At 72.1% G+C, this 20,736-nt stretch carries 21 protein-coding genes; 11 read left to right on the forward strand and 10 right to left on the reverse strand.

What is annotated here, in order from left to right; genetic code table 11:
- Positions 1 to 18: 18 nt before the first annotated feature.
- Both IE99_RS29520 and IE99_RS0120310 read left to right on the forward strand, forming a co-directional pair.
- Complete coding sequence (locus IE99_RS29520) at positions 19 to 1,926, forward strand: S1C family serine protease (protein WP_051712883.1); 1,908 nt, start codon at positions 19 to 21, stop codon at positions 1,924 to 1,926.
- A 191-nt stretch (positions 1,927 to 2,117) separates the two neighbouring features.
- On the forward strand, positions 2,118 to 2,468 hold the full coding sequence (locus tag IE99_RS0120310; RefSeq protein WP_030173055.1) for a sec-independent translocase: 351 nt from the start codon (positions 2,118 to 2,120) through the stop codon (positions 2,466 to 2,468).
- A 69-nt stretch (positions 2,469 to 2,537) separates the two neighbouring features.
- On the opposite strand, the gene IE99_RS0120315 is transcribed toward IE99_RS0120310, so the two are convergent.
- On the reverse strand, positions 2,538 to 3,677 hold the full coding sequence (locus tag IE99_RS0120315) for an Mrp/NBP35 family ATP-binding protein (RefSeq protein ID WP_030173058.1): 1,140 nt from the start codon (positions 3,675 to 3,677) through the stop codon (positions 2,538 to 2,540).
- A gap of 124 nt (positions 3,678 to 3,801) precedes the next feature.
- On the opposite strand from IE99_RS0120315, the gene IE99_RS0120320 reads away from it, so the two are divergent.
- The gene (locus tag IE99_RS0120320; RefSeq protein WP_030173062.1) at positions 3,802 to 4,278 is read left to right on the forward strand and encodes a MarR family winged helix-turn-helix transcriptional regulator; all 477 of its coding nucleotides are present in this window, start codon (positions 3,802 to 3,804) and stop codon (positions 4,276 to 4,278) included.
- Between the two features lie 30 nt (positions 4,279 to 4,308).
- On the opposite strand, the gene IE99_RS0120325 is transcribed toward IE99_RS0120320, so the two are convergent.
- Together IE99_RS0120325 and IE99_RS0120330 are read right to left on the reverse strand one after the other, a co-directional pair.
- Positions 4,309 to 4,800, reverse strand: coding sequence for a DUF1003 domain-containing protein (locus IE99_RS0120325; RefSeq protein ID WP_037559775.1), 492 nt, complete (start codon positions 4,798 to 4,800; stop codon positions 4,309 to 4,311).
- Positions 4,797 to 6,131 (reverse strand): magnesium transporter MgtE N-terminal domain-containing protein, encoded by a 1,335-nt coding sequence (locus IE99_RS0120330; RefSeq protein ID WP_030173069.1) that lies wholly within the window; start codon positions 6,129 to 6,131, stop codon positions 4,797 to 4,799. Before IE99_RS0120330 ends, IE99_RS0120325 begins: the two co-directional genes overlap by 4 nt.
- A gap of 55 nt (positions 6,132 to 6,186) precedes the next feature.
- Here IE99_RS0120330 and IE99_RS0120335 point away from each other — a divergent pair, with 55 nt between their 5' ends.
- Complete coding sequence (locus IE99_RS0120335; RefSeq protein WP_051712908.1) at positions 6,187 to 7,074, forward strand: RNA polymerase sigma-70 factor; 888 nt, start codon at positions 6,187 to 6,189, stop codon at positions 7,072 to 7,074.
- Between the two features lie 9 nt (positions 7,075 to 7,083).
- Here IE99_RS0120335 and IE99_RS0120340 read toward each other — a convergent pair whose 3' ends face one another.
- Positions 7,084 to 7,632: a hypothetical protein gene (locus IE99_RS0120340; protein WP_245623284.1), complete on the reverse strand. Its 549-nt coding sequence runs from the start codon at positions 7,630 to 7,632 to the stop codon at positions 7,084 to 7,086.
- Positions 7,633 to 7,707: 75 nt separating this feature from the next.
- Here IE99_RS0120340 and IE99_RS0120345 point away from each other — a divergent pair, with 75 nt between their 5' ends.
- Together IE99_RS0120345 and IE99_RS0120350 are read left to right on the forward strand one after the other, a co-directional pair.
- Positions 7,708 to 8,658, forward strand: coding sequence for an HpcH/HpaI aldolase/citrate lyase family protein (locus IE99_RS0120345; protein ID WP_030173078.1), 951 nt, complete (start codon positions 7,708 to 7,710; stop codon positions 8,656 to 8,658).
- 54 nt (positions 8,659 to 8,712) lie between these two features.
- Complete coding sequence (locus IE99_RS0120350; RefSeq protein WP_051712885.1) at positions 8,713 to 10,032, forward strand: CPBP family intramembrane glutamic endopeptidase; 1,320 nt, start codon at positions 8,713 to 8,715, stop codon at positions 10,030 to 10,032.
- Here IE99_RS0120350 and IE99_RS0120355 read toward each other — a convergent pair.
- Positions 9,961 to 10,359, reverse strand: coding sequence for an NUDIX hydrolase (locus tag IE99_RS0120355; RefSeq protein WP_030173084.1), 399 nt, complete (start codon positions 10,357 to 10,359; stop codon positions 9,961 to 9,963). The two genes, IE99_RS0120350 and IE99_RS0120355, sit on opposite strands and share 72 nt — an antisense overlap.
- A gap of 83 nt (positions 10,360 to 10,442) precedes the next feature.
- On the opposite strand from IE99_RS0120355, the gene IE99_RS0120360 reads away from it, so the two are divergent.
- The 4 genes from IE99_RS0120360 to IE99_RS0120375 are packed head-to-tail and all read left to right on the forward strand — an operon-like array spanning position 10,443 to position 13,564.
- A complete protein-coding gene (locus IE99_RS0120360) occupies positions 10,443 to 11,111 on the forward strand; it encodes a DUF6758 family protein (RefSeq protein WP_030173087.1) in 669 nt (222 codons plus the stop codon).
- Positions 11,111 to 11,965: a PHP domain-containing protein gene (locus tag IE99_RS0120365; protein ID WP_030173090.1), complete on the forward strand. Its 855-nt coding sequence runs from the start codon at positions 11,111 to 11,113 to the stop codon at positions 11,963 to 11,965. Before IE99_RS0120360 ends, IE99_RS0120365 begins: the two co-directional genes overlap by 1 nt.
- Positions 11,966 to 11,975: 10 nt before the next feature.
- Entirely contained in the window at positions 11,976 to 12,683 is a 708-nt protein-coding gene (locus tag IE99_RS0120370) for an MBL fold metallo-hydrolase (RefSeq protein WP_030173093.1), read from the forward strand.
- 2 nt (positions 12,684 to 12,685) lie between these two features.
- Positions 12,686 to 13,564, forward strand: a complete 879-nt coding sequence (locus tag IE99_RS0120375) for a RecB family exonuclease (protein WP_030173098.1) — start codon at positions 12,686 to 12,688, stop codon at positions 13,562 to 13,564.
- 99 nt (positions 13,565 to 13,663) lie between these two features.
- Here the strand turns inward: IE99_RS0120375 and IE99_RS0120380 are convergent, their stop codons facing one another.
- Positions 13,664 to 14,572: an oxygenase MpaB family protein gene (locus IE99_RS0120380; RefSeq protein WP_030173101.1), complete on the reverse strand. Its 909-nt coding sequence runs from the start codon at positions 14,570 to 14,572 to the stop codon at positions 13,664 to 13,666.
- A 163-nt stretch (positions 14,573 to 14,735) separates the two neighbouring features.
- On the opposite strand from IE99_RS0120380, the gene IE99_RS0120385 reads away from it, so the two are divergent.
- Complete coding sequence (locus IE99_RS0120385) at positions 14,736 to 18,113, forward strand: DUF4132 domain-containing protein (RefSeq protein WP_037559776.1); 3,378 nt, start codon at positions 14,736 to 14,738, stop codon at positions 18,111 to 18,113.
- A gap of 30 nt (positions 18,114 to 18,143) precedes the next feature.
- On the opposite strand, the gene IE99_RS0120390 is transcribed toward IE99_RS0120385, so the two are convergent.
- From IE99_RS0120390 to IE99_RS0120405, 4 genes are all read right to left on the reverse strand, one after another.
- Entirely contained in the window at positions 18,144 to 18,788 is a 645-nt protein-coding gene (locus IE99_RS0120390) for a GNAT family N-acetyltransferase (protein WP_030173107.1), read from the reverse strand.
- Positions 18,789 to 19,001: 213 nt separating this feature from the next.
- Positions 19,002 to 19,484 (reverse strand): GNAT family N-acetyltransferase, encoded by a 483-nt coding sequence (locus tag IE99_RS0120395; protein ID WP_030173110.1) that lies wholly within the window; start codon positions 19,482 to 19,484, stop codon positions 19,002 to 19,004.
- Entirely contained in the window at positions 19,481 to 19,741 is a 261-nt protein-coding gene (locus tag IE99_RS0120400) for a DUF397 domain-containing protein (protein ID WP_084219704.1), read from the reverse strand. Before IE99_RS0120400 ends, IE99_RS0120395 begins: the two co-directional genes overlap by 4 nt.
- A 29-nt stretch (positions 19,742 to 19,770) precedes the next feature.
- On the reverse strand, positions 19,771 to 20,607 hold the full coding sequence (locus tag IE99_RS0120405) for a helix-turn-helix domain-containing protein (RefSeq protein WP_245623285.1): 837 nt from the start codon (positions 20,605 to 20,607) through the stop codon (positions 19,771 to 19,773).
- Positions 20,608 to 20,736 lie beyond the last annotated feature (129 nt).

Here is a 20,736-nt window from a genome sequence, read left to right on the forward strand (position 1 = left end):
TCGGCAGGAGAGATGGGGATGACGGAAGACAACCGCGGGGTGGCCGGGGGGCGGCTTGAGGATCAGGACGCCGCGGGGGCCGAACGGGCCGAGCCGGTCGCTCCTCCCGAGACGGTGACCGACCGGGGGCTCCCGGTGGACGACCCCGCCGAGCCGGCCTCCGGCGGGACATGGAACACCCTCCCGGACGCCGGTGAGCGGGCCGACGGCGAAGCCGCCGCAGGTGAGCCGGGCGCCGGGTCGTGGAGCACACCGCAGGACGCCGACGAGGCGGCGGAGCGTCCCGGTGGACCGGGGCGCGCCGATGCCGGCCTGGCCGGGCTGGGACTGGCCGACCCGGGTCCCGGTGACCCGGGTGCGCGCGACGGTGAGGCGTTCCCCGCGGGCGACGACCCCGCCGACCGGGACGCGGGCGACCGGCTGGTCGCCGGGGGGTTCGCGCCGCCGGACGGGCCGCGCGAGGTGCCCCTCCAGGACGTGTCGCCGCGCGACATGCCCCAGCCGCCGCCTCCCGTGGCGCTGGACAAGCCGCTCCGCGCGGACGGCCCGGACGACGGGCGGCCCCGCCCCGGATTCGTCCCCCATCACGACGACCCGCGCGCCCACGGCGCCCCGTACGGCTGGCAGGCGCACCACCAGGGCCCGCCGCCCGGACGCGGCCCGATGGGTCCGCCGCCCGCTCCGATGGGCCCGCCGCAGGCGCCGATGGGCCCGCCGCCCGGCGCCGGCCCGCGTCCCATGGGCGCGTTCGGCGGCCCGCCGCCCGGCGGCCCGAACTGGGCGCCCGTGCCCGCGCCGCCCTCGTCCTCCGGCGGCGGCCCCGGGCTGGGGCTGCTCGCCGCGGTCGCGCTGATCGTGGCGCTGGTCGCCGGCGCCGTCGGCGCCGGGATCGGCGTCATCGCGACCGGCGGTGAGGACGACGGCGGCCCGGTCAGCCTCGGCGGCGGGACCGAGGGCGACACCAAGGTGCCCGCGCGCCCGCCGGACTCCGTCGCGGGGGTGGCGCGGCGCGTCCTGCCCGGCGTCGTGATGATCAAGGTGCAGGGCGGCAACGGCGAGGGCGGCGCCGGTACCGGCTTCATCGTCAACGGCGGGTACATCCTCACCAACAACCACGTGGTGGAGGGCGCCGGCGGCAACGGCCAGATCCAGATCGTCTTCCACGACAAGAAGACGCTCCCCGCCACGATCAAGGGCACCGACCCCAGCTCGGACGTCGCGGTCCTCAAGCCGGAGGGCCAGCACTCGCTGCCCGCCCTCCAGGTCGGCGACTCCAGCAAGATCGCCGTCGGCGACCCGGTCATCGCGATCGGTTCCCCGCTCGGCCTGCAGGGATCGGTGACCACCGGCATCGTCAGCTCGCTGAACCGCGCCGTCCCGACGGGCGGCGAGAACGGCGGCGACGCGTCCGTGCTCAACGCGATCCAGACCGACGCGGCGATCAACCCCGGCAACTCCGGCGGCCCGCTCGTCGACGGCCAGGGCCGCGTGATCGGCATCAACACCGCGATCGCGACCCTCGGCAGCCGCGGCCTCGGCGGCGACACTCCGAGCGGCAGCATCGGGCTCGGCTTCGCGATCCCGATCAACCAGGGCAAGCGGGTCGCGGAGGAGATCATCCGGACCGGCTCCGCCCGCCGCGCCCAGATCGGCATCGGCATGGACCAGACGTTCGCCGGCCCCGGCGTGAAGATCGCCGAGCGTTCACAGAACGGGATCGAACCGATCGTCAAGGGCGGCCCGGCCGAGCGCGCGGGCCTGAAGCCCGGCGATGTGATCACCAAGCTGGGCGACCACGTGATCGACGGCCCGGCCGACCTCGCCGCGCAGATCCGCAGCCGCGCCCCCGGCGAGAAGGTCGTGGTGACCTATGTCCGCGGGGGCAGGGAGGCGACGGTCGAGGTCACCCTCGCCGCCGCGAACTGACCGCGACGACGCGGATGCGGGGCCGGGCCGAAATCACGGCCCGGCCCCGCGCCGTATCGCCCTCGCATCATGTCGGGAGGGTGAACGGATCATGCGGGACGCGGTCATGCGGAGCCCGCGCCCGGAACATGGGGATACGCTGTGAGCGTCCGGTCGGCGCGGGCCCCGGGCGCGGCTCTCTGGAGGACGGTTTGTTCGACGTCGGACTCGGCGAGATGGCGGTTCTCGTCGTGCTCGCCCTGGTCATCTTCGGCGACAAGCTGCCCCAGGCCGCCGGGCAGCTGGGCCGGACGCTCCGGCAGCTCCGCACGATGGCCAACAGCGCCAAGTCCGACCTCCAGGCGGGCCTCGGCCCGGAGTTCAAGGACTTCGACCTGACCGACCTGAACCCGAAGACCTTCGTCCGCAAGCACCTCTTCGAGGACGACGACCCCTACACCGCGAACGGCGACCACTTCCCGGACGAGCCGTCCTACGCGACGGCCCCGGCGGGCGCCCTGGAATCGGGTGAGCGCCCCCCGTTCGACAGCGAGGCCACCTGATCGAGGCCCGTACGGCAGAGGCCCCGTCCGATCGGACGGGGCCTCTGCCGTACTGTCACGCGGTGCCGGTCATCGGCCCTTGGGGGAGATGCCGAGGGACATGCCGGCCAGGCCGCGGCTGCGGCCGCCGAGCGAGTCGGCGATCTTGCGGAGCTCCTTGGCCGCCTCGGCGTCGGGGTCGGCGAGGACGAGCGGGGTGCCCTCGTCGCCGCCCTCGCGCAGGCGCGGGTCGATCGGGACCTGGCCGAGGAGGGGGACGCGGGTGCCGAGCGTCTTCGTCAGGGCGTCGGCGACGCTCTGGCCGCCGCCGGAGCCGAAGATGTCCTGGCGCTCGCCGCAGTGCGCGCACGTCAGGTACGACATGTTCTCGATCACGCCGACGACCTGCTGGTGGGTCTGGGCGGCGATCGCGCCGGCCCGCTCGGCGACCTCGGCGGCGGCCTGCTGCGGGGTCGTCACGACGAGGATCTCGGCGGACGGCAGCAGCTGCGCGACGGAGATCGCGATGTCGCCGGTGCCGGGCGGCAGGTCCATCAGCAGGACGTCGAGGTCGCCCCAGTAGACGTCGGCGAGGAACTGCTGCAGCGCGCGGTGCAGCATCGGCCCGCGCCACACCACCGGCTGGTTCCCGGCGGTGAACATGCCGACGGAGATGACCTTCACGTCGTGCGCGGACGGCGGCATGATCATGTCCGCGACCTTGGTGGGCGGGTGCTGGACCCCGAGCATGCGGGGCACCGAGTGGCCGTAGATGTCGGCGTCGACGACGCCGACCTTGCGGCCCTGCGCGGCGAGCGCCGCGGCGAGGTTCACGGTGACCGACGACTTGCCGACGCCGCCCTTGCCGGACGCGACCGCGTACACCTTGGTCAGCGAGTTCGGCTTGGCGAACGGGATCTCCTTGGCCGGTTCGCCGCCGCGGAGCTTGGTCTGCAGGTCCTTGCGCTGCTCCTCGCTCATCACGTCCAGCTCCACCTGGACGGACGTCACGCCGTCGAGGCGGGAGACGGCCTCGGTGACGCCCTTGCGCAGGGTGTCCTTCATGGGACACCCGGCCACGGTCAAGTAGATGCCGACGCCGACGGTGCCGTCCTCGGCTATGTCGACGTTCTTGACCATGTCGAGCTCGGTGATGGGCTTGCGGATCTCAGGGTCGATCACCGTGGCGAGGGCCGCGGTCACCTGCTCGGTCGTCAACTGGGTGGGCATGCGTCCATGGTATGGACCGCCGGGCGGTGCCTGCGACCCAGGTTGGGGGAATCACAGGTGCCGCAGGTCACGGGCGGGGCGCGCGGTCGTCGCGCGGGCGGGTCCGGCGCCGTACGATCGGGGGGTGACAGCGCCGTCCAGCCCGTCGTCCAGCGCCCTCTCGGCCGCCGAGTTCACCGTGTGGCGGACGATGCTCCGCGCCCAGGTGCAGATCTCCCGCCACCTCCAGGCCGACCTGCTGGCCGAGCACCACCTCGCCCTCGGCTCCTACGACGTGCTGACGCACCTCGGGGAGACACCGGACGGGCGGCTCCGCATGAACGACCTCGCCGACCGGGTGCTGCTGTCGCGCAGCGGCCTGACCCGGCTCGTGGACCGGCTGCAGCGCGAGGGCCTGGTCCGCCGCGAGTCGTGCGTGAGCGACGCGCGGGGCCTGTTCGCGGTCCTCACCCCGGCGGGCCGGGCCCGGCTCGACGCCGCGACCCCCACCTACCTGCGAGGCGTCCGCGACCACATGCTCAGCCGCCTGGACGAGGACGACCTGCGCACGTTCGGGCGGCTCCTCGACAAGCTCGCCGACGAGCCCCTGCCCGTCCACTAGGCCCGTCCACCGGGGCCTGTCCGCGGGGGCTCAGGAGAGCGTGGGGTGCTGGTCCTTGCCGTCCAGATCCTTGAGGATCTGCTGGAGCTCCGAGCGCAGGAAGTCGCGGGTGACGACCTCGTTGAGCGCCAGCCGCAGCCCGGCGATCTCCCGGGTGAGGTACTCGGTGTCGGCCATCGACCGCTCGTTCTGCGTCCGGTCCTGCTCGTACTGGACGCGGTCGCGGTCGTCCTGCCGGTTCTGCGCCAGCAGGATCAGCGGCGCCGCGTAGGACGCCTGCAGCGACAGCATCAGGGTCAGGAAGATGAACGGGTACGGGTCGAACTTCAGGGACGCGGGGGCGATGAGGTTCCAGCAGATCCACACGGCCACGAAGCAGGTCATGTAGACGAGGAACCGGGCGGTCCCGAGGAACCGGGCGATCCGCTCGGAGAGCCGCCCGAACGACTCCGGGTCGTAGTGGGGGCGGGGCATCAGGGTGCGGCGGATCTCCCGCGGCTGGTCCAGGCGTGTCGTCGTCATGGCGTCGTCCCCCGGAGGGCCTCCTCCTCAGGATCCGGTTCCGGCAGGTGGGGGGCGGCCCCGGCCGCGTCCATCACGGCCTCCCGCCAGTCCTCCGGCAGCAGATGGTCGAGCACGTCGTCGATGGTCACGGAGCCGAGCAGATGGCCGTTCTCGTCCACGACCGGCCCCGCGACCAGGTTGTAGGAGGCGAAGTACATCGCGACCGCCTCCAGTGACATCGTCGGGCGCAGCGCGTCGAGCTCGTTGTCGACGATCCCGGAGACGAGGGTCGGCGGCGGCTCCCGCAGCAGCCGTTGGAAATGGACCGTGCCGAGGAAGCGGCCGGTCGGCGTCGCGGTCGGCGGGCGGCACACGTACACCTGCGCGGCCAGCGCCGGGTTGAGGTCGGGGTTGCGGATCTGCGCGAGCGCCTCCGCCACCGTCGCGTCCGGCGGCACCACCACCGGGTCCGTCGTCATCAGCCCGCCCGCCGACTCCTCCGCGTACGTCAGCAGCCGCCGCACGGGCGCCGCGTCCTGCGGCTCCATCAGCGTCAGCAGCCGCTCCCGCTGCTCGGTGGGCAACTCGCCGAGCAGGTCCGCCGCGTCGTCGGGCCCCATGGCCTCCAGGACGTCCGCGGCCCGGTCCACCTCCAGCTTGCCGAGGATCTCGACCTGGTAGTCCTCCGGCAGCTCCTCCAGGACGTCCGCGAGCCGCTCGTCGTCGAGCGCCGCCGCGACCTCCGTCCGCCGCTTCTCCGGCAGCTCGTGTACGATGTTCGCGAGGTCGGCGGCCTTCATCTGGCCGAACGCGGCGATCAGCCCGGCCGCGCCCTGCCCGTGCTCGACGGCGGCGAACCCCTCCACCGCGTCCCAGTCGACGATGCGGCTCTCGCCGCGCCGCCGCAGCCCGCGCCCGCCGCCCCGGCCCCCGCCGCGCCGGACCCGGACGGCGACCTTGTTCACCAGCCAGTCACGGGTGCGGGTCGGTTCCATCGCGACGTCGACGACCGAGACCATCTCACCGGTCCCGACCATCCGTACCGTCCGGTCGAGCAGCTCCGCGATCACGAGGGTCTCGGAGTCGCGCTGGTGGAACCGCCGGACGTTCAGCCGCCCGTCGAACACGATCGCGTCCGCCTCGAACACCGTCACCCGGGTGATCGGCACGAACACCGGGCGCAGCCGCGGCGCGACCTCCACGACCAGCCCGAGGACGCGCGGGGGGCGCGGCGCGATCCGCAGCGACACCACGACGTCCCGCACCCGGCCGATCTGGTCGCCCGCCGGGTCGAACACCGCGACCCCGGCGAGCCGGGCGATGAACACGCGCGAGGTGGCTCCGCTCATGTGCCGACCGTACCCATGATCTCCCTTTTGACCCGGGACGCGTACCGTCGTGAATGTGACGCAGATCTTCGAGGAGCACCGCGGCCTGCTGTTCGCGGTCGCGTACCGGATGCTCGGCACCGCCGCCGACGCCGAGGACGCCGTGCAGGACGCGTGGCTGCGCTGGTCCTCCGCCGACCGGTCCGGCGTCGCCGACCCCAAGGCGTACCTCGTCCGCATCACGACGAACGTCGCGCTCGACCGGCTGCGGTCGGCGCGCGTCCAGCGGGAGACGTACGTGGGGCCGTGGCTGCCGGAGCCGATGCTCACCTCCCCGGACGTCGCGGAGGACGCCGAGCGCGCCGAATCGGTGTCGATGGCGATGCTCGTCGTGCTGGAGACGCTGAGCCCCCTGGAGCGGGCCGTGTTCGTCCTGAAGGACGTCTTCGGATTCCCGTACGCGGACATCGCGCGGACGCTCGAGCGCTCGGAGGCGTCCGTCCGGCAGCTGGGGACCCGGGCCCGCAGGAACGTCGAGGCGCGCCGCCACCGCTACACCGCGGACGGCGCCGCGCGCCGCGCCGCGACCGACCGGTTCATCGACGCGGCGGTCGGCGGCGACATCAACCGGCTGATGGAGGTCCTCGCGCCGGACGTGACGCTGTGGAGCGACGGCGGAGGCAAGGTCCGCGCGGCGCGCCGCACGATCCACGGCGCCGCCAAGGTCGGCAGGTTCTTCGCCGCGATCGCGGGCCGGGACTACGCGGGCGTGCGGGCCGAGGACCAGCGGTTCCGGGTCGTGGACGTCAACGGCGCCCCCGGCGTGGTGATCGACGGCCCGGAGGGACCCATCGTGGCCCTCACCCTCGACGTGGACGGCACGGGCCGCGTCGGCGCGGTCTACCTGGTCTCCAACCCCGACAAGCTCCGGTCCATCGCCGAGGGGCGCGACCTGGTGGTGTAGCGCGCCGGCTCAGCGGTCCACGCGGCGCTTCTTGCCGCCCATCATCCTCGGCGGCGGCCCCGCCGTCGTCGCGGGCGTCGGCACCGGGCGGACGGTGGCGTAGCCGTCCGGCGCCTGGACCGCGGGCGCGGCGGGGGTGAGGCGGATCACGTAGGAGTCGGTCGCCCACCGCTCCACCTGCCCCTCGTGGGAGGCGGCGTTCAGCCGCTCCTTCGCCATGACCGGCACGATCTCGTCCCACGCCTCCGTGCCGGGCTCGACCCGCCCGACGTCCGCCACGAAGGACACGAGCCTGCCGCCCTTGTCCTTGCTGCGCAGGATCACCGTCACCTGGTCGGCCTCCGGCAGCCCCGGCAGCGGCTGCTCGCCCTCCCCGCCGGTCAGCACGTACGCCGACCCCTCGTGCCACACATGCCACGCCGCGCGCGGCTGCGGCAGCCCCGGCACGTCCAGCCACAGCAGGCCCGACTTCTTGGCCGCCTCCTCCACGAGCGCCATGTTCACCCCGCCCGTGTCCAGCCCGCCCGTGTCCAGCCCGCCGCCGTTGAGCTCACCCATCCCCGCAGGCTCTCACACCGTGCCCATTCGGCGTCTCCGACACCGTGCCCATTCGGCGTCTCCGACACCGTGCCCATTCGGCGTCTCCGACACCGTGCCCATTCCGCGGTCCCCGGCAGCAACCCCCGCTTCATCGAGAAGGCCCAGGGGCTCCCCGTCGACGAGATCTTCCTCGACCTGGAGGACGCCGTCGCGCCGTCCGCGAAGGAGGGCGCCCGCAGGACCGTGGTGGCCGCCCTGAACGAGGGCGACTGGACGGGCAGGATCCGCGCCGTCCGGATCAACGACCTCGAGACCCACTGGGCCTACCGCGACGTCATCGAGGTCGTGGAGGGGGCCGGGGCGAACCTCGACGCGATACTGCTGCCGAAGGCGTCGGACGCGACCCACGTCCAGTGGCTCGACCGGCTCCTCACCCAGATCGAGAAGGCCATGGGGTACCCCGTCGGCCGCATCGGCATCGAGGCCCAGATCGAGGACGCCCGCGGCATGGTGAACATCGACGCGATCGCCGCCGCGTCCCCGCGCCTGGAGTCCCTCGTGTTCGGACCGGGCGACCTCATGGCGTCCATCAACATGAGGACGCTCGTCGTGGGGGAGCAGCCGCCCGGCTACACCGAGGGCGACGCCTACCACTACATCCTGATGCGCATCCTGATGGCCGCCCGCGCGCACGACCTGCAGGCCATCGACGGCCCCTACTTCAACGTCCGGGACGTGGACGCGTTCACCCGGGCCGCGCGGCGCTCCGCCGCGCTCGGGTTCGACGGCAAATGGGTCCTGCACCCGTCCCAGATCGAGGCGGGGAACGAGGTCTTCTCCCCGTCCCAGGACGACTACGACCACGCCGAGCTGATCCTCGACGCCTACGACCACTGCACCCGCGTCGAGGGCCGCGGCGCCGCCACCCTGGGCGACGAGATGATCGACGAGGCGTCCCGCAAGATGGCCCTCGTCATCGCCGCGAAGGGCCGCGCCGCCGGGCTGGCGCGGACGAAGCGGTTCGAGCCGCCCGCGCCGTCCTGAGCCGCAGGACCCCTACGATGACTCTCACCAACGGACCTGCGGAAGGGGCGAGGCGTGCCGGAACCCGGGAACGATGACGGCTGGGCTCCGGTCGACCCCGAACTCGACCGCCCCGCCGCCCCCCCGGCCCCGGCGGACCCTCCGCAGCCGGGGCCCGCCCAGCCGTACGCGCCGCCGTCCAGCGCGCACCCGTACGTGCCGCCGCAGGTCGCGCACCCGTACGTGCCGCCGCAGGCGCAGGCGCCGCACCCGCACCCGTACCCGTACCCGCCCGGCCCGTACCAGGGGCGCTACGGGATCTACGGAGAGCCGCAGGAGAAGCGGCCATGGACGGTGGACACCGAGCCCGGCGTCCCGTACCACCGGATGGCCCGGACGGCGGTGCACCGCTGGTGGCGTCCGCTCGTCGGCTCGCTGGCGATCGTGGCGGGCGGCTTCGCCCTCTCGATGGCGCTGATGGTGGTCGTCTTCGTCGGCGTCGTCATCGCCACGGGCGGGATCCCGGAGTCGGGCGACGGCGACACGATCACCGGGGACGAGACCGTCGACCTCGCCTTCAACCTCGGGACGCTCGCGCTGTTCCTCCCCGTCACGCTGCTCGTCGCGCGGTGGGTCCAGCGGCGCCGGCCGGGGACCCTGTCCTCGGTCACCGGGCGCCTGCGCCGCCGCTGGCTGGGCGTCTGCTCCGTCCTGGCGATCGGGTACTGCGCCGCCGCGTACGTGACGAGCCTCATCGTGGCCTCGCTCACCGACGACACGTCGGGGGGCGACGAGCACTGGGTCGGGTGGGCCAGATTCCTCATGCCGATGGTCACGATCGTTCTGCTGGTGCCGTTCCAGGCGGCGGCGGAGGAGTACGTGTTCCGCGGCTGGCTGATCCAGGGCATCGGCGCCTGCACCCTGGAGAACCTCAAGGGCAGGGTCGGACGGGTGTTCGGCGCCGTGTTCGGGACCCCGTGGCCGGGCATCGTCATCAGCGCGGCGCTGTTCACCTCGCTGCACGGCTACACCGGCTGGGGAATCCTCGACATCTTCTTCTTCGGTGCGATCGCCGGGTGGCTGACGGTCCGCACCGGTGGGCTGGAAGCCGCCATCGCCCTGCACGTGTTCAACAACTGGATCGCGTTCCTGCTGCCCGCGGGGGTCGGTGATCTCGAGGTGGAGCAGGGCGACGTCCCCTGGCAGGTCGTCGTGGCGGACATCGTGCCCATGGTGCTGTTCGCGGCGGGCGTCCTGGTGCTGGCCCGCCGGTGCGGCGTGCGGACGGTGACGCCGCCGGCCGAGGACGTTTCCGTCCCGGTGTCAGTCCCCGCCGAGGACACCCCAGAGCCTGAGCGCGTCGAGGACGCCCGGAGCGACGGGAAGATCTCCTAGCTCGCCGGGCGCGAACCACCGGGCGTCGGCCGCGTCGTCGCCCGCCCGCAGGGCGCCGCCCGTCACCGTGGCCGCGTAGTCGTGGATCTCGTAGACGATCCCGCCCGGACCGTCGCGGTCGACGGTTCCGACGAACGCGCCGATGGACACCTCCAGGCCCGTCTCCTCCCGGAGCTCGCGCGCGACGGCGGCTCCGTCGTCCTCGCCGGGCTCGACCCGTCCGCCCGGCACGGACCACAGGCCCGCCGCCGGCGGATTCGCCCTCCTGACGAGCAGCAGCCGCCCGGCTCCATCGCGGACGATCCCGCCGACGCAACGAATTCTCATCTTCCCGATTTTGTCCCCCTTTTGCATCCGGCTGCCCGGCCGACCTTGACGGGGCACCGGGCCTCCGCGCAGTGTGGGTAATCATGAGGGCGGAGCCGACATGCCCGCGATGCGCGGGTCCGCTGCACGCGCCGAACCTCTGGTCGAGCGACTGGAGCTGCGGCGTCCACGGTGCCGTCCTACCCTGGCAGCCGCCCAGGCGCCCCTGCGCCGAGGGGCTCTCCGCCGTCCTGCGTGACGCCCGGGTGCCGGTCTGGACGCCCTGGCCGCTGCCCCGCGGCTGGCTGATCACCGGCTTCGCCACCGCCGGCGACGAGCGCACCGGCGCGCGCGCCACCGTCGTCGCGCTGTCGGGGCCCGGCCTGCTCAGCGGCCCCGCCGACATGCTGGTGATCGCGGAGGAGCCGGGCATCGGCCTCGGCGCCCACTACGCCGGACTGGACGGCCCCGACCCGGGCCAGGGCTTCGACGGCGACCCGCCGCACGTGAAGCTCGACGTCAGAAGCGGCCCCGCCGCCACGTCCGGGCACTGCGTCCCGATGTGGGCCGTGGGTTCCGCACCCGACCGCGCCGCCTACGTCGGCGAGGCGATGGGCAACTGGCTGTGGGTGATCCTGTGGCCGGCCGAGGCGGGCGTCCTGATGCTGGAGCCCCAGAACCTCCTGGACCTCCGCGAACCCGGCATGGAGCTCGACCTGCCGTACGGCGCGTACAGCCCCTTCCTCGACGCGCGACCCGACGCGAAGCCCTGATGCGGGTCGACCTCCACGCGCACAGCAGTGTCTCCGACGGCACCCGGCCGCCCGCCGAGGTCGTGCGGCGCGCCCGCGCGAAGGGCCTCGACGTCGTCGCGCTCACCGACCACGACACGACCGCGGGGTGGTCCGAGGCCGCGGCCGCGCTCCCGGACGGCCTCACGCTCGTCCCCGGCATCGAGCTCTCCTGCAAGCAGGACGGGAGGAGCCTGCACATGCTGGGGTACTTCTTCGACCCGCTCCACCCCGGCCTCGCCGCCGAACTGGCGCGCATCAGGGACGACCGGGTCCACCGGGCGCGCGCCACGGTCGTCCGGCTGCGGGAACTCGGCGTGGACGTGACCTGGGACGCCGTCGCGGCCCTCGCCCGGGGCGAGGCGGTCGGCCGCCCCCACATCGCCCGCGCGATGGTCGAGGCCGGCGCCGTCGCGACGGTCGACGACGCGTTCACGCCCGAATGGATCGGGCACGGCGGCCGCGCCCACATCACCCGGCACGCCTTGGACCCGCTGGACGCGGTCCGGCTCATCCGGGACGCCGGCGGAGTGTGCGTCCTCGCCCACCCCCGCGCCCGCCGCCGCGGCCACGCCTTCGGCGACGACCTCATCGCGGAGCTCGCCGCCGCCGGCCTCACCGGTGTCGAGATCGACCATCCCGACCACGCGCCCGAGGACCGCGCCCGCCTCCGCGGCCTGGCGTCCGGCCTCGGCCTTCTCGCCACCGGCTCCAGCGACGACCACGGCGCCCTCACCGGCGACCGGCTCGGCGCCGAGACCACCGATCCCGCCGCGTACGAGGCGCTGCGGGACGCCGCGTCCGGGACCGCGCCCCTCCGTCCCGAAGCGCGGTAGGGTGCGTGGCGTGGACGCGCGCATCGAACAGGTGACGACGTCGGGGAAGCTCACCCTGGACGACACCGAACACGACGTCGAGAGCAACACCTACATCGTCGGCAACGAGTCCGAGGTCATCGTGATCGACCCGGCCTTCGACGCCGAGGCGGTTCTGGAGAAGGTCGCCGATCGCGAGATCCTGGCCGTCCTGCTGACCGACGCCAACGAGCACCGCCTGAGCGTGGTCCTCGAGGTCGCCGCCGCCGGCGAGGAGGACGAGGACTACTGGGCGCCGATCGCCCTGCACCGCGCCGACCGCCTCCTGTGGCGCGACTACTTCGGCCGCCTCGCCAAGGAGGAGGACGACGAGGACGACGCCAAGGCCCTCCGCTCCCTCGAACCGGACATCTGGCTCGAGGACGGCGGCGTCTTCGAGATCGCCGACGCGCAGCTGGAGATCGTCCACACGCCGGGCCACACCCCCGGCAGCGTGAGCGTCATCAGCGAGCAGCTCGGCGTCCTGTTCTCGGGTGACACCCTGCACCGTGGCCGCCCCGGCTCGATCGGCGGCGAGTACGAGGACCTCCGCAAGCAGCTGAACTCGATCGGCGCCCTGATCACCCCCCTGCCGAAGGACCTGCGCGTCCTCCCGGCCCAGGGCGAGGAGACCACGGTCGGCGACGAGGACGCCCGCTGGGAGACCTGGGGCGCGCTGGCGCGCGAGAACGACGAGTAGCCATGGCGGAGCAGCTGGGCTTCGACGGGATGCCCCAGCGGCTGTACGCGTGCACGCCGTCGCGGCTGAACACGTGGCTGGACTGCCCGCGCCGGTACCGCATGGCCTACCTGGACCGTCCGATGCCGCCGAAGGGCCCGCCGTGGGCGCACAACAGCGTCGGCGCGAGCGTCCACAACGCCCTGGCCGCCTGGTGGCGCCTGCCCCTGGCGGAACGGACGCCCGAGGCGGCCGGCTCCCTGCTCGTGCGCGGCTGGCTCACCGACGGCTTCCGTGACGAGGCCCAGTCGTCGCAATGGCGTGACCGGGCCCGCGAGATGGTCGAGCGCTACGTCGCGGGCATCGACCCGTCCGACGAGCCCGTCGGGGTGGAGCGCACCGTCGCCGCCCGCACCGACCGCATCGCCGTCTCGGGCCGCATCGACCGCCTGGACGCCCGCGGCGACGAGCTCGTCGTCGTCGACTACAAGACCGGCCGCCGCCCCCTGACCCCGGACGACGCGCGCGGCTCGCTGGCCCTGGCGATCTACGCGGTGGCGTCGTCCCGCGTCCTGCGCCGCCCCTGCCGGCGCGTCGAGCTGCACCACCTCCCGTCGGGCGAGGTGGCCGTCTGGGAGCACACGGACGAGACGCTCCAGCGCCACATCCGCCGCGCCGAGGGCATCGCCGCGGAGGCGTCCGAGGCCGACGACGCCTACCGCAAGCGCGTCCCGAAGCCGCGCCGGGGCGACGGCGCCCCGGACCACGCCCCCTACGACGAGCTTTTCCCGCCCCGGCCGGGCAACCTGTGCGCCTGGTGCGACTTCGCCCGCCACTGCCCGGAGGGCCGTGAGGCGGCGCCCCGCAAGGACCCCTGGGCCGCCCTCCCCGTGGACGCCTGACCGCGCTCCCGGCGGACACGCCTGACCGCGCGGCGTGTTGCGCTCACGGAGTGGCTGAGCGCAGCACGCCACGCGGTCGGACGCGACGGGCGCGGAGGATCAGCGGGACGCGACCGGCGTGCGGGCGGGCCAGCGCCGCGGGTCGCGCAGGCCGTAGAGGCCCTTGCCGACGTCGTAGCCTTCCGCGGCGAGCCCCTGGCGGGCACGCTCCAGCATGTCGCGGGTGTTCTTCGCGAACGCGTAGTCGTGGAGCCGCTCGGGGATCGCGTTCATGGCGAGCCGGAACGACTTCAGCGCCGCCGTGACCGCCGGCTGCGGGACCTCCGGCAGCGCCCCGTACATCTTCCGCGCCCAGTCGGGCAGCGAGTAGTAGCAGAGCGCGCCGAACGGCGCGTAGCCCGGCTTCCCGGGCGTGAGGAACTTGAGGTTCTCCGGCATGGTCGGCCACATGAGGAACCTGACCGTCGCGGCGGCCTCCTCGGTGACCCGCAGCTGCGGCCGCATGTCCGCGAAGTAGGCCTCCATCTCCGCGACGCTGCCCGGGACGTCCTCCGCGTGGAGCCCCACATGGGTCGCCGTCTGGCGCTGCTCGTCGAGGTACCTGTCGGCCATGGCGTCGGTGAGCGGCAGCCCCGCCCGCCGGGCGACCTCCAGGTACGAGTACACCTCGGCGCAGTGCACCCAGAGCAGCAGCTCGGGCTGGTCGAGCCGCTCCGTCTTGCCGGTGTCGTGGTTGAGGATGCGGAGGCTGCGGTGGATGGCCCGCACCTTGGCGGCGAGGGAGTCGATCTCCTCCTGCGTCCCGAACGTGGCGACCCCGACGAAGTCGGACGTCCGCTGGAGGCGCCCGATGGGATCCTCCTGGAAGTTGGAGTTCTGCCACACACCCCACATCGCCATGGGGTGGAGGGCCTGCAGCATGAGGCTGCGCACCCCTCCGACCCACATGGCCCTGTCGATGTGGACCCGCCAGGTGACGCTCTCGGGGGGCTGGACGGTAGCGCTCATGAACACCTCACCAGTACGTCGTGAGACAAACTGGGGTAAGTGTGTCATTACCCCGATCTTGATGCGACACCGCCCCTGGCTTGCTTCACTCGCACCACTCGGATGTGGGTCCTTTGCCGGTTCCTGTCGTGTTTGTCGGTGAGCTGCCCTACGGTGTGGGCCCATGATCACTTCTGTGGGCGCCGACGAGAACAGCCTGGTCATGCCGGACGCGTGGCGGCGTCTCGTCCATCCCCGGCGGGATCGGGACGGTGTGCCGGTGGTGCCCGCGCTCATCGAGGGCGCGGCGGAGCGGGTGCGTTCGCTCGTGGACGGTGTCCGCGACGACATCGAGCACATCCTCGCGCTGCCCGGCACCGCGCCGGACATCGCGGACGCCGCGCGCGCCCACCTGCGTGGGGAGTCCAGTGCGCTGGGGGCGGCGGCGATCGCGCACCTCGCCTTTCCGCTCAACGGGCTGACAAAGCGGTCCGAACCCCGGCCCGACCTGCTGTTCGCCGATGCCCTGGTGGCCGGACACGGCATCGCGTTCGCCGTGCGCGCCTTCACCGAGCAGGCCGGCATCCGGATGGAGAACCCGGCGTTCGCAGGCGATTACAGACTGACGACCGCGGTATCACGGCGCGCCGAACTGCGAACGCTCATCGTCCGGCACCGGATTCCGGACGACCGGTGCGACGACTGGTGGCTGACCCCGGAAAGCGGCCGGTCGCTGCGCACGCGCCTCGCCGTCGCTCCCGACGACGTCTACGAGGAAGCCGTCGAGCTGCTCGCGGGGGCACGGCGCCACCCGCTGCAAGAGCTGCTCACCGCCTACCTTGCGCCGACGCAGGACGAATGGGTCGAGCATCTGCTGGCGCACCGCGATAGGGTGAAAAGCGAAAGCCTGCACTCCTGGACGGCCTTCTGCGCGCTCGGACGGCCGCACCAGCTCGCGGTGCTCAAGCTGGGGCTCTTCACCACGTGCAACCGCGAGGTGATCGCGACGCTGATCGAGGGCGTCGGCCCCGCGACGGTGGTGCCGCTGCTGGCCGGCGCGCTGGGACGCCGGTCCGCCGACACCACTCGCATGATCCTGGACTTCCTCGCCGGGTTGCCGGTGGACGAGGCGTTCGAGGCCCTCCTCGACCGGATCGGTGAGCCCGATACCGTACCCGCCCTCGTGGTGGCCGCCCGGCGGTTCCCGGCCCGCGCGATGCGGCTGCTGGCGGCGGCCGCCGCACCCCAGGCCGCCGATCTGCTCTCCGCGCACGTCCGCGCCAACCCGGATATCGCCGAGGACGTGTCCCGCGACCTCCCCGACGAGCAGCAGGCGAAGATCCGGGAGATCCTGGACGCGAACCGGCGCCTTCCGCACGCCGCCGACCTGCCGCCCCTGCTGGCCGAGCCGCCGTGGACCCGCCCGCGCAAGAAGGCCAAGCCCGTCGTCATCAACGGCCTGACCGCGCCCGGCTCCCGCGCGGTGTCCTGGGGGCCGGGCGAACGTGACACCTGGGCGGCGCGGCTCCCCAGCCACATGCGGCTCTGGGAATGCGACCACGACAAGGTGGCGGAGCAGTTCGCCGCAGGGAATGTCTCCTACGCATGGGAGGGCAAGACCTTCGTGCTCAAGGGCCCGGACGAGCTGGTGCGCCCTCTGCTGAAGAGCTGGGAGCCCCACGATCCGTGGGATGCGCACGAATGGCTGGGCCCGCTCGTCGCGCGCCGCGGGGCGGACGCCGGCGAACCCGCCCTCGCCCTCGCCCGCCGCAGGCCGTCCGAGCTCGGACCGTACCTGCTGCCGCTGCTCACCGACGAGATCGCGCTGACCATGGCGGAGTGGCTCGTCCGCCTCAAGGCCGGCGGCAGGACGGCCCGCGCCTGGTTCCGCCGGCACGGCGCCGCCGCCGCGCCCGCCCTCATCCCGGACGCGCTCGGCAAGCCCGGCCCGCCCCGCCGCGCCGCCGAGGCCGCCCTGCGCCTCATCGCCGACCGGCACGGGCCCGCGCCGATCATCGAGGCGGCGGGCGTCCACGGCGAGGCGGCCGCCGCCGCGATCGAGGCGCTGCTGGCCGCCGACCCCTTGGACGACCTGCCCAAGAACATCCCGGACACCGGCTGGGCGGCCCCGCGCATGCTGCCGCAGATCCTGCTGCGCGACCGCGAGCGGGCACTTCCGGACGAGGCGGCCGGGCATGTCCTGACGATGCTGGCGATGTCGAGGGTCGGCGATGAGTACGCGGGCGTCCGGGTCGTCCGGGAGCTGTGCGATCCGTCCTCCCTCGCCGAGTTCGGCTGGACGCTGTTCCGCTGGTGGGAGACGTGCGGCGCCCCCTCCAAGGAGAACTGGGCGCTCACCCAGCTCGCGCTGACCGGCGACGACGGGACGGTCCGCCGGCTCACCCCGGTGATCCGGGCGTGGCCGGGGGACGGCGGCCACGCCAAGGCGGTCCTCGGCCTGGACGTCCTGGCCGGCATCGGCACCGAGACGGCGCTGATGCACCTGCATTCCATCTCGCAGCGGGTGAAGTTCAAGGGCCTGCGCACGCGCGCACAGGAGAAGATCCAGGAACTCGCCGCCGAGCTGGGGCTCAGCGCCGAGCGGCTCGCGGACCGGCTCGTCCCGGATTTCGGTCTCGACGCGTCCGGCACCCTCACGCTCGACTACGGCCCGCGCCGGTTCACGATCGGGTTCGACGAGCTGCTGAGGCCGACGGTCGCCGACGAGGACGGCGCGTTCCGCAAGTCGCTGCCCCGGCCCGGCGCCACGGACGACCCGGAGCTGGCCCCCGCCGCCTACAAGCGGTTCTCCGCGTTGAAGAAGGACGCGCGGACGGTCGCCGCAGACCAGATCCGCCGCCTCGAACAGGCCATGGTGACCCGCAAGACCTGGCCGCTCAACGAGTTCGGCGACCTGCTCGTGCGGCACCCGCTGCTCGGCCATCTCGTCCGCCGCGTGATCTGGCTCACCGAGCTCGACGGAACCACGATCTCCTTCCGCGTCGCCGAGGACGGCACGTTCGCCGACGCCGACGACGACACCGTCCTCCTCCCGGAAACAGCGGAGATCCGCGTCGCCCACCCCGTCGACCTGGACGGCGAACTGAAGAAGTGGACGGAGCTGTTCACCGACTACGAGATCCTGCAGTCGTTCCCTCAGCTCGCCCGTCCCGTCCACCGCCTGACGCAGGACGAGCGCGCCGCCGGACGCCTCACGCGGTTCGAGGATGAGTGGGTCGATGTCGGCGGCCTGCTCGGCCTGGTCCGGCGCGGCTGGGAGCGCGGGGCCCCGATGGACGCCGGCATCGAGCAGTGGATCTCCCGCCAGGTCGCCCCCGACCGCCACCTGGTGATCACCCTCGACCCCGGCATCCCGGTCGGCGACTCCCACATGCTCGGCGGCGCGCAGCGCCTCGTCGACGTCAGGCTCGCCGCGTCCCCCTACAGCTACAGGAAGGGCGCCCCCACGTCATTCCGCTTCGGCGACCTCGACCCGGTCACCACCTCCGAAGTCCTCACCGACCTGATCGGCCTGACCGACGACGCATCGCGCTCGGAATGAGGAACGTCGGATCGCGCCTCAAATGCGGGTTCATCGAGGTGCGTCCCAGACCATCGTCTGCTGGCGGAGGCGCTTGCCGTTGTACCTCAAGCCGGGCACCAGGGGCGTCGGACCATATGGGGTGAAGCCCATACGTTCGAAGAACCGCACCGCACGGGTGTTCTCGACCAGGGTCTGCAGGTGGCAGCCGGGGGAGCCGCTTCTCGTCAGCCGCTCCAGCCAGCGGTTCATCAGCGCATCGGCGGCACCGGTTCCGCGTGCCTCGGGTGCCGCGTTGATGTGGAGGTGGGCGGGCCACCGATCATCGTCGAAGTCCTTCGCGGTGGGCTCCCTCCGGAGAAGGGCCGACACGCTGTCGAGCATGGCGCGTCCGAAGAAGGCACTGGTCCTGGGCCGCAGCGCCAGCTTGTACTCCTTGATGGCCCGCGTCATGCGTTCGGTCTCGCTCGGAAACGCCGAGCTGTCCGGGCACCCCGTGAGGTAGCCGACCAGCGCTCCATCGACCGTGGCGACGAACAGGGATTCCGGTACGAGATCCATGTAGGGGATCAGGTAGATGGCGGCTTCGGAGTCCAGATGTCCCCACAGGGAGGCGGTCGGAGACCCCTCGCCGACGCGACCGAACAGTTCTCGCAGCTCTGCGCGGTCGGTCTCCACGAACGAGCGGACTTCCATCGGGCCTCGGCTCATTCCCGAGATCTACAGCAAAGGGCAACGGGTTGGCCATAGCCACGACCAGCGACGTCGACCTCCCGCTCGGCCCAGCCGTCGCGCGATGCCTGCCGTCTCGCCACACTCCTGCGCAACGGTGTCCGGGAGGGTCGCGCCAGGGGCCGCACGCATCACTTTCACGTCCCCGGACGGCAAGTCCGCGGACGGTGGCTGACTTTAGAGCCGTCTTGTCATGAAGACGCTGTGGGGGTCTTCTCGGTAGTCGGCGAAGGGCGGGCAGGGCGTGAAGCCGAACTTCTCGTAGAGACTTCTGGCGGGGTGGAAGAAGGCGGCTGAGCCCGTCTCCAGGCTCAGCCGCGTGAAGCCCATTCGTTCGGCTTCTTGTAGGACGTGGGAGAGCAGTCGGGTCGCTATGCCGCTGCGTTTGCGGATGGGGCGTGTGCGCATCGACTTCAACTCGGCGTGGGACGCGTCCAGGGTCTTGAGGGCGGCACAGCCCACGATGGTGCCCTGGTCCAAGGCGGTCCAGAAGCGGATGTCGGGCTTGCGCAGGCCGTCCAGGTCCAGGGCGTGCTTGCTCTCCGGCGGGGTGATCGACCGCATCTCCTCGACGTGCTCTTCCAAGAAGCGGATGATCTCCGGGCCGGTGAGGTCGTCCTCGATGATCGTGACGGGGACGGGCGGCGTGGCTCGCGTCACCGGGAGCGGAGGTCGAGCCGGCCGCTCTTCACCGTGCCGAGGAAGGCGGCCCATGCGTCGGATCCGAAGGCCAGGACGGTTCCATCCGGGTCCTTGGAGTCCCGCGCCAGCACCAGCGCCTCGCCCGCCGCCACCTCCACGCAGTCGGTTTCGTCGGCGCTCCGGCTGCTCTTGCGCCAAGTTCCGATCTCGACGCATTCGCCGCCATTGCCAATGCTGTGCCTGCTCGTGCGCCAGGTGATGTTAGCCGTGTCCATGGAAGACCACTGTTCCTCAGAGTTGACGATTAGGCAATACCTTGAGCTGCGGCCATGACCAGGTCACGTGACTCTGTGCGGCTCAGGGCCTGTGCTCTGAGGTGATTGAACACCGATGTATAACTGCTCACGTCATCTGCTTTCTCCAGGAATAGGCTTCCCCTTCGGTACTCGACGTACACGACCGCGGGGTCGGCCGGGTTGGGGAAGTCCAGGATCCGGAAGCCTCCCTGCATTCCGGGATGGGCGCCTGCAGTGAACGGGAGTACCTGGAGGGTGATGTTGGGTAGGTGGGACAGGCGCACCAGGTGGTCGAGTTGATCCTGCATGACGGTGATTCCGCCCACGCTTCGGCGTATTACGGCTTCGTTGATCACAAACCACATGTCTGGAGGGTTGTCGGCTTCTAGAATGCGTTTTTGGCGTTCGAGGCGAAGGTTGATCTGCCGGTCGATCTCTTGTCCCACGGGAACTACGGCCTCGGCTAGGTAAGTTGCCCTGCCATACGCCTCGGTCTGGAGTATTCCGGGGACCACCTCCGGTTGGTAGTCCTGGATTGAGGTCGCTTCTTCTTCCAAGCCCACGTAGACCTGAAACCACGATGGAATAGCGCCACTGTAGGAATGCCACCAGCCGCGTTTGCGGGCATCCTTGGCGACTTGGAGCAGTGCCTCGCGCTCGTCCCCGACGACTCCGTAGACGTCGAGCATCAGGGAGACCTCACCCACCCGGGCCCCGCTCTGCCCTGTTTCGACCCGGGTGATCGTCACTGGAGCGCAACCGATGCGTTCGGCCACGTCTTCGCGAGTGAGACCTGCTTCTTTGCGAAGCCGACGCAGTTCGGCGGCCAGGCGGCGCTTGCGCACCGTAGGGCTTCGGCGAGTGGCCACTTTGTCCCTTCCTACTCGTTACATGGTGACTCGGTCGGAGATCAACAAACCAAACTGCGATAGTTCAGTCTGTTCTTGTTGCAGAACGCACCGTGTCGGCGCACA

The sequence above is a fragment of the Spirillospora albida genome, from assembly GCF_000718255.1.
GTDB classification, from domain to species: domain Bacteria; phylum Actinomycetota; class Actinomycetes; order Streptosporangiales; family Streptosporangiaceae; genus Spirillospora; species Spirillospora albida.

Excerpts from the sequence above, each read along its gene's own strand:
- IE99_RS0120360 (WP_030173087.1), top strand. The coding sequence starts at position 10,443 with ATGAGGGCGGAGCCGACATGCCCGCGATGCGCGGGTCCGCTGCACGCG.
- IE99_RS0120355 (WP_030173084.1), bottom strand. The coding sequence starts at position 10,359 with ATGAGAATTCGTTGCGTCGGCGGGATCGTCCGCGATGGAGCCGGGCGG.
- IE99_RS0120330 (WP_030173069.1), bottom strand. The coding sequence starts at position 6,131 with ATGAGCGGAGCCACCTCGCGCGTGTTCATCGCCCGGCTCGCCGGGGTC.
- IE99_RS0120385 (WP_037559776.1), top strand. The coding sequence starts at position 14,736 with ATGATCACTTCTGTGGGCGCCGACGAGAACAGCCTGGTCATGCCGGAC.
- IE99_RS29520 (WP_051712883.1), top strand. The coding sequence starts at position 19 with ATGACGGAAGACAACCGCGGGGTGGCCGGGGGGCGGCTTGAGGATCAG.
- IE99_RS0120325 (WP_037559775.1), bottom strand. The coding sequence starts at position 4,800 with ATGACGACGACACGCCTGGACCAGCCGCGGGAGATCCGCCGCACCCTG.
- IE99_RS0120340 (WP_245623284.1), bottom strand. The coding sequence starts at position 7,632 with ATGGGTGAGCTCAACGGCGGCGGGCTGGACACGGGCGGGCTGGACACG.
- IE99_RS0120400 (WP_084219704.1), bottom strand. The coding sequence starts at position 19,741 with ATGGACACGGCTAACATCACCTGGCGCACGAGCAGGCACAGCATTGGC.
- IE99_RS0120380 (WP_030173101.1), bottom strand. The coding sequence starts at position 14,572 with ATGAGCGCTACCGTCCAGCCCCCCGAGAGCGTCACCTGGCGGGTCCAC.
- IE99_RS0120315 (WP_030173058.1), bottom strand. The coding sequence starts at position 3,677 with ATGCCCACCCAGTTGACGACCGAGCAGGTGACCGCGGCCCTCGCCACG.
- IE99_RS0120365 (WP_030173090.1), top strand. The coding sequence starts at position 11,111 with ATGCGGGTCGACCTCCACGCGCACAGCAGTGTCTCCGACGGCACCCGG.
- IE99_RS0120390 (WP_030173107.1), bottom strand. The coding sequence starts at position 18,788 with ATGGAAGTCCGCTCGTTCGTGGAGACCGACCGCGCAGAGCTGCGAGAA.
- IE99_RS0120375 (WP_030173098.1), top strand. The coding sequence starts at position 12,686 with ATGGCGGAGCAGCTGGGCTTCGACGGGATGCCCCAGCGGCTGTACGCG.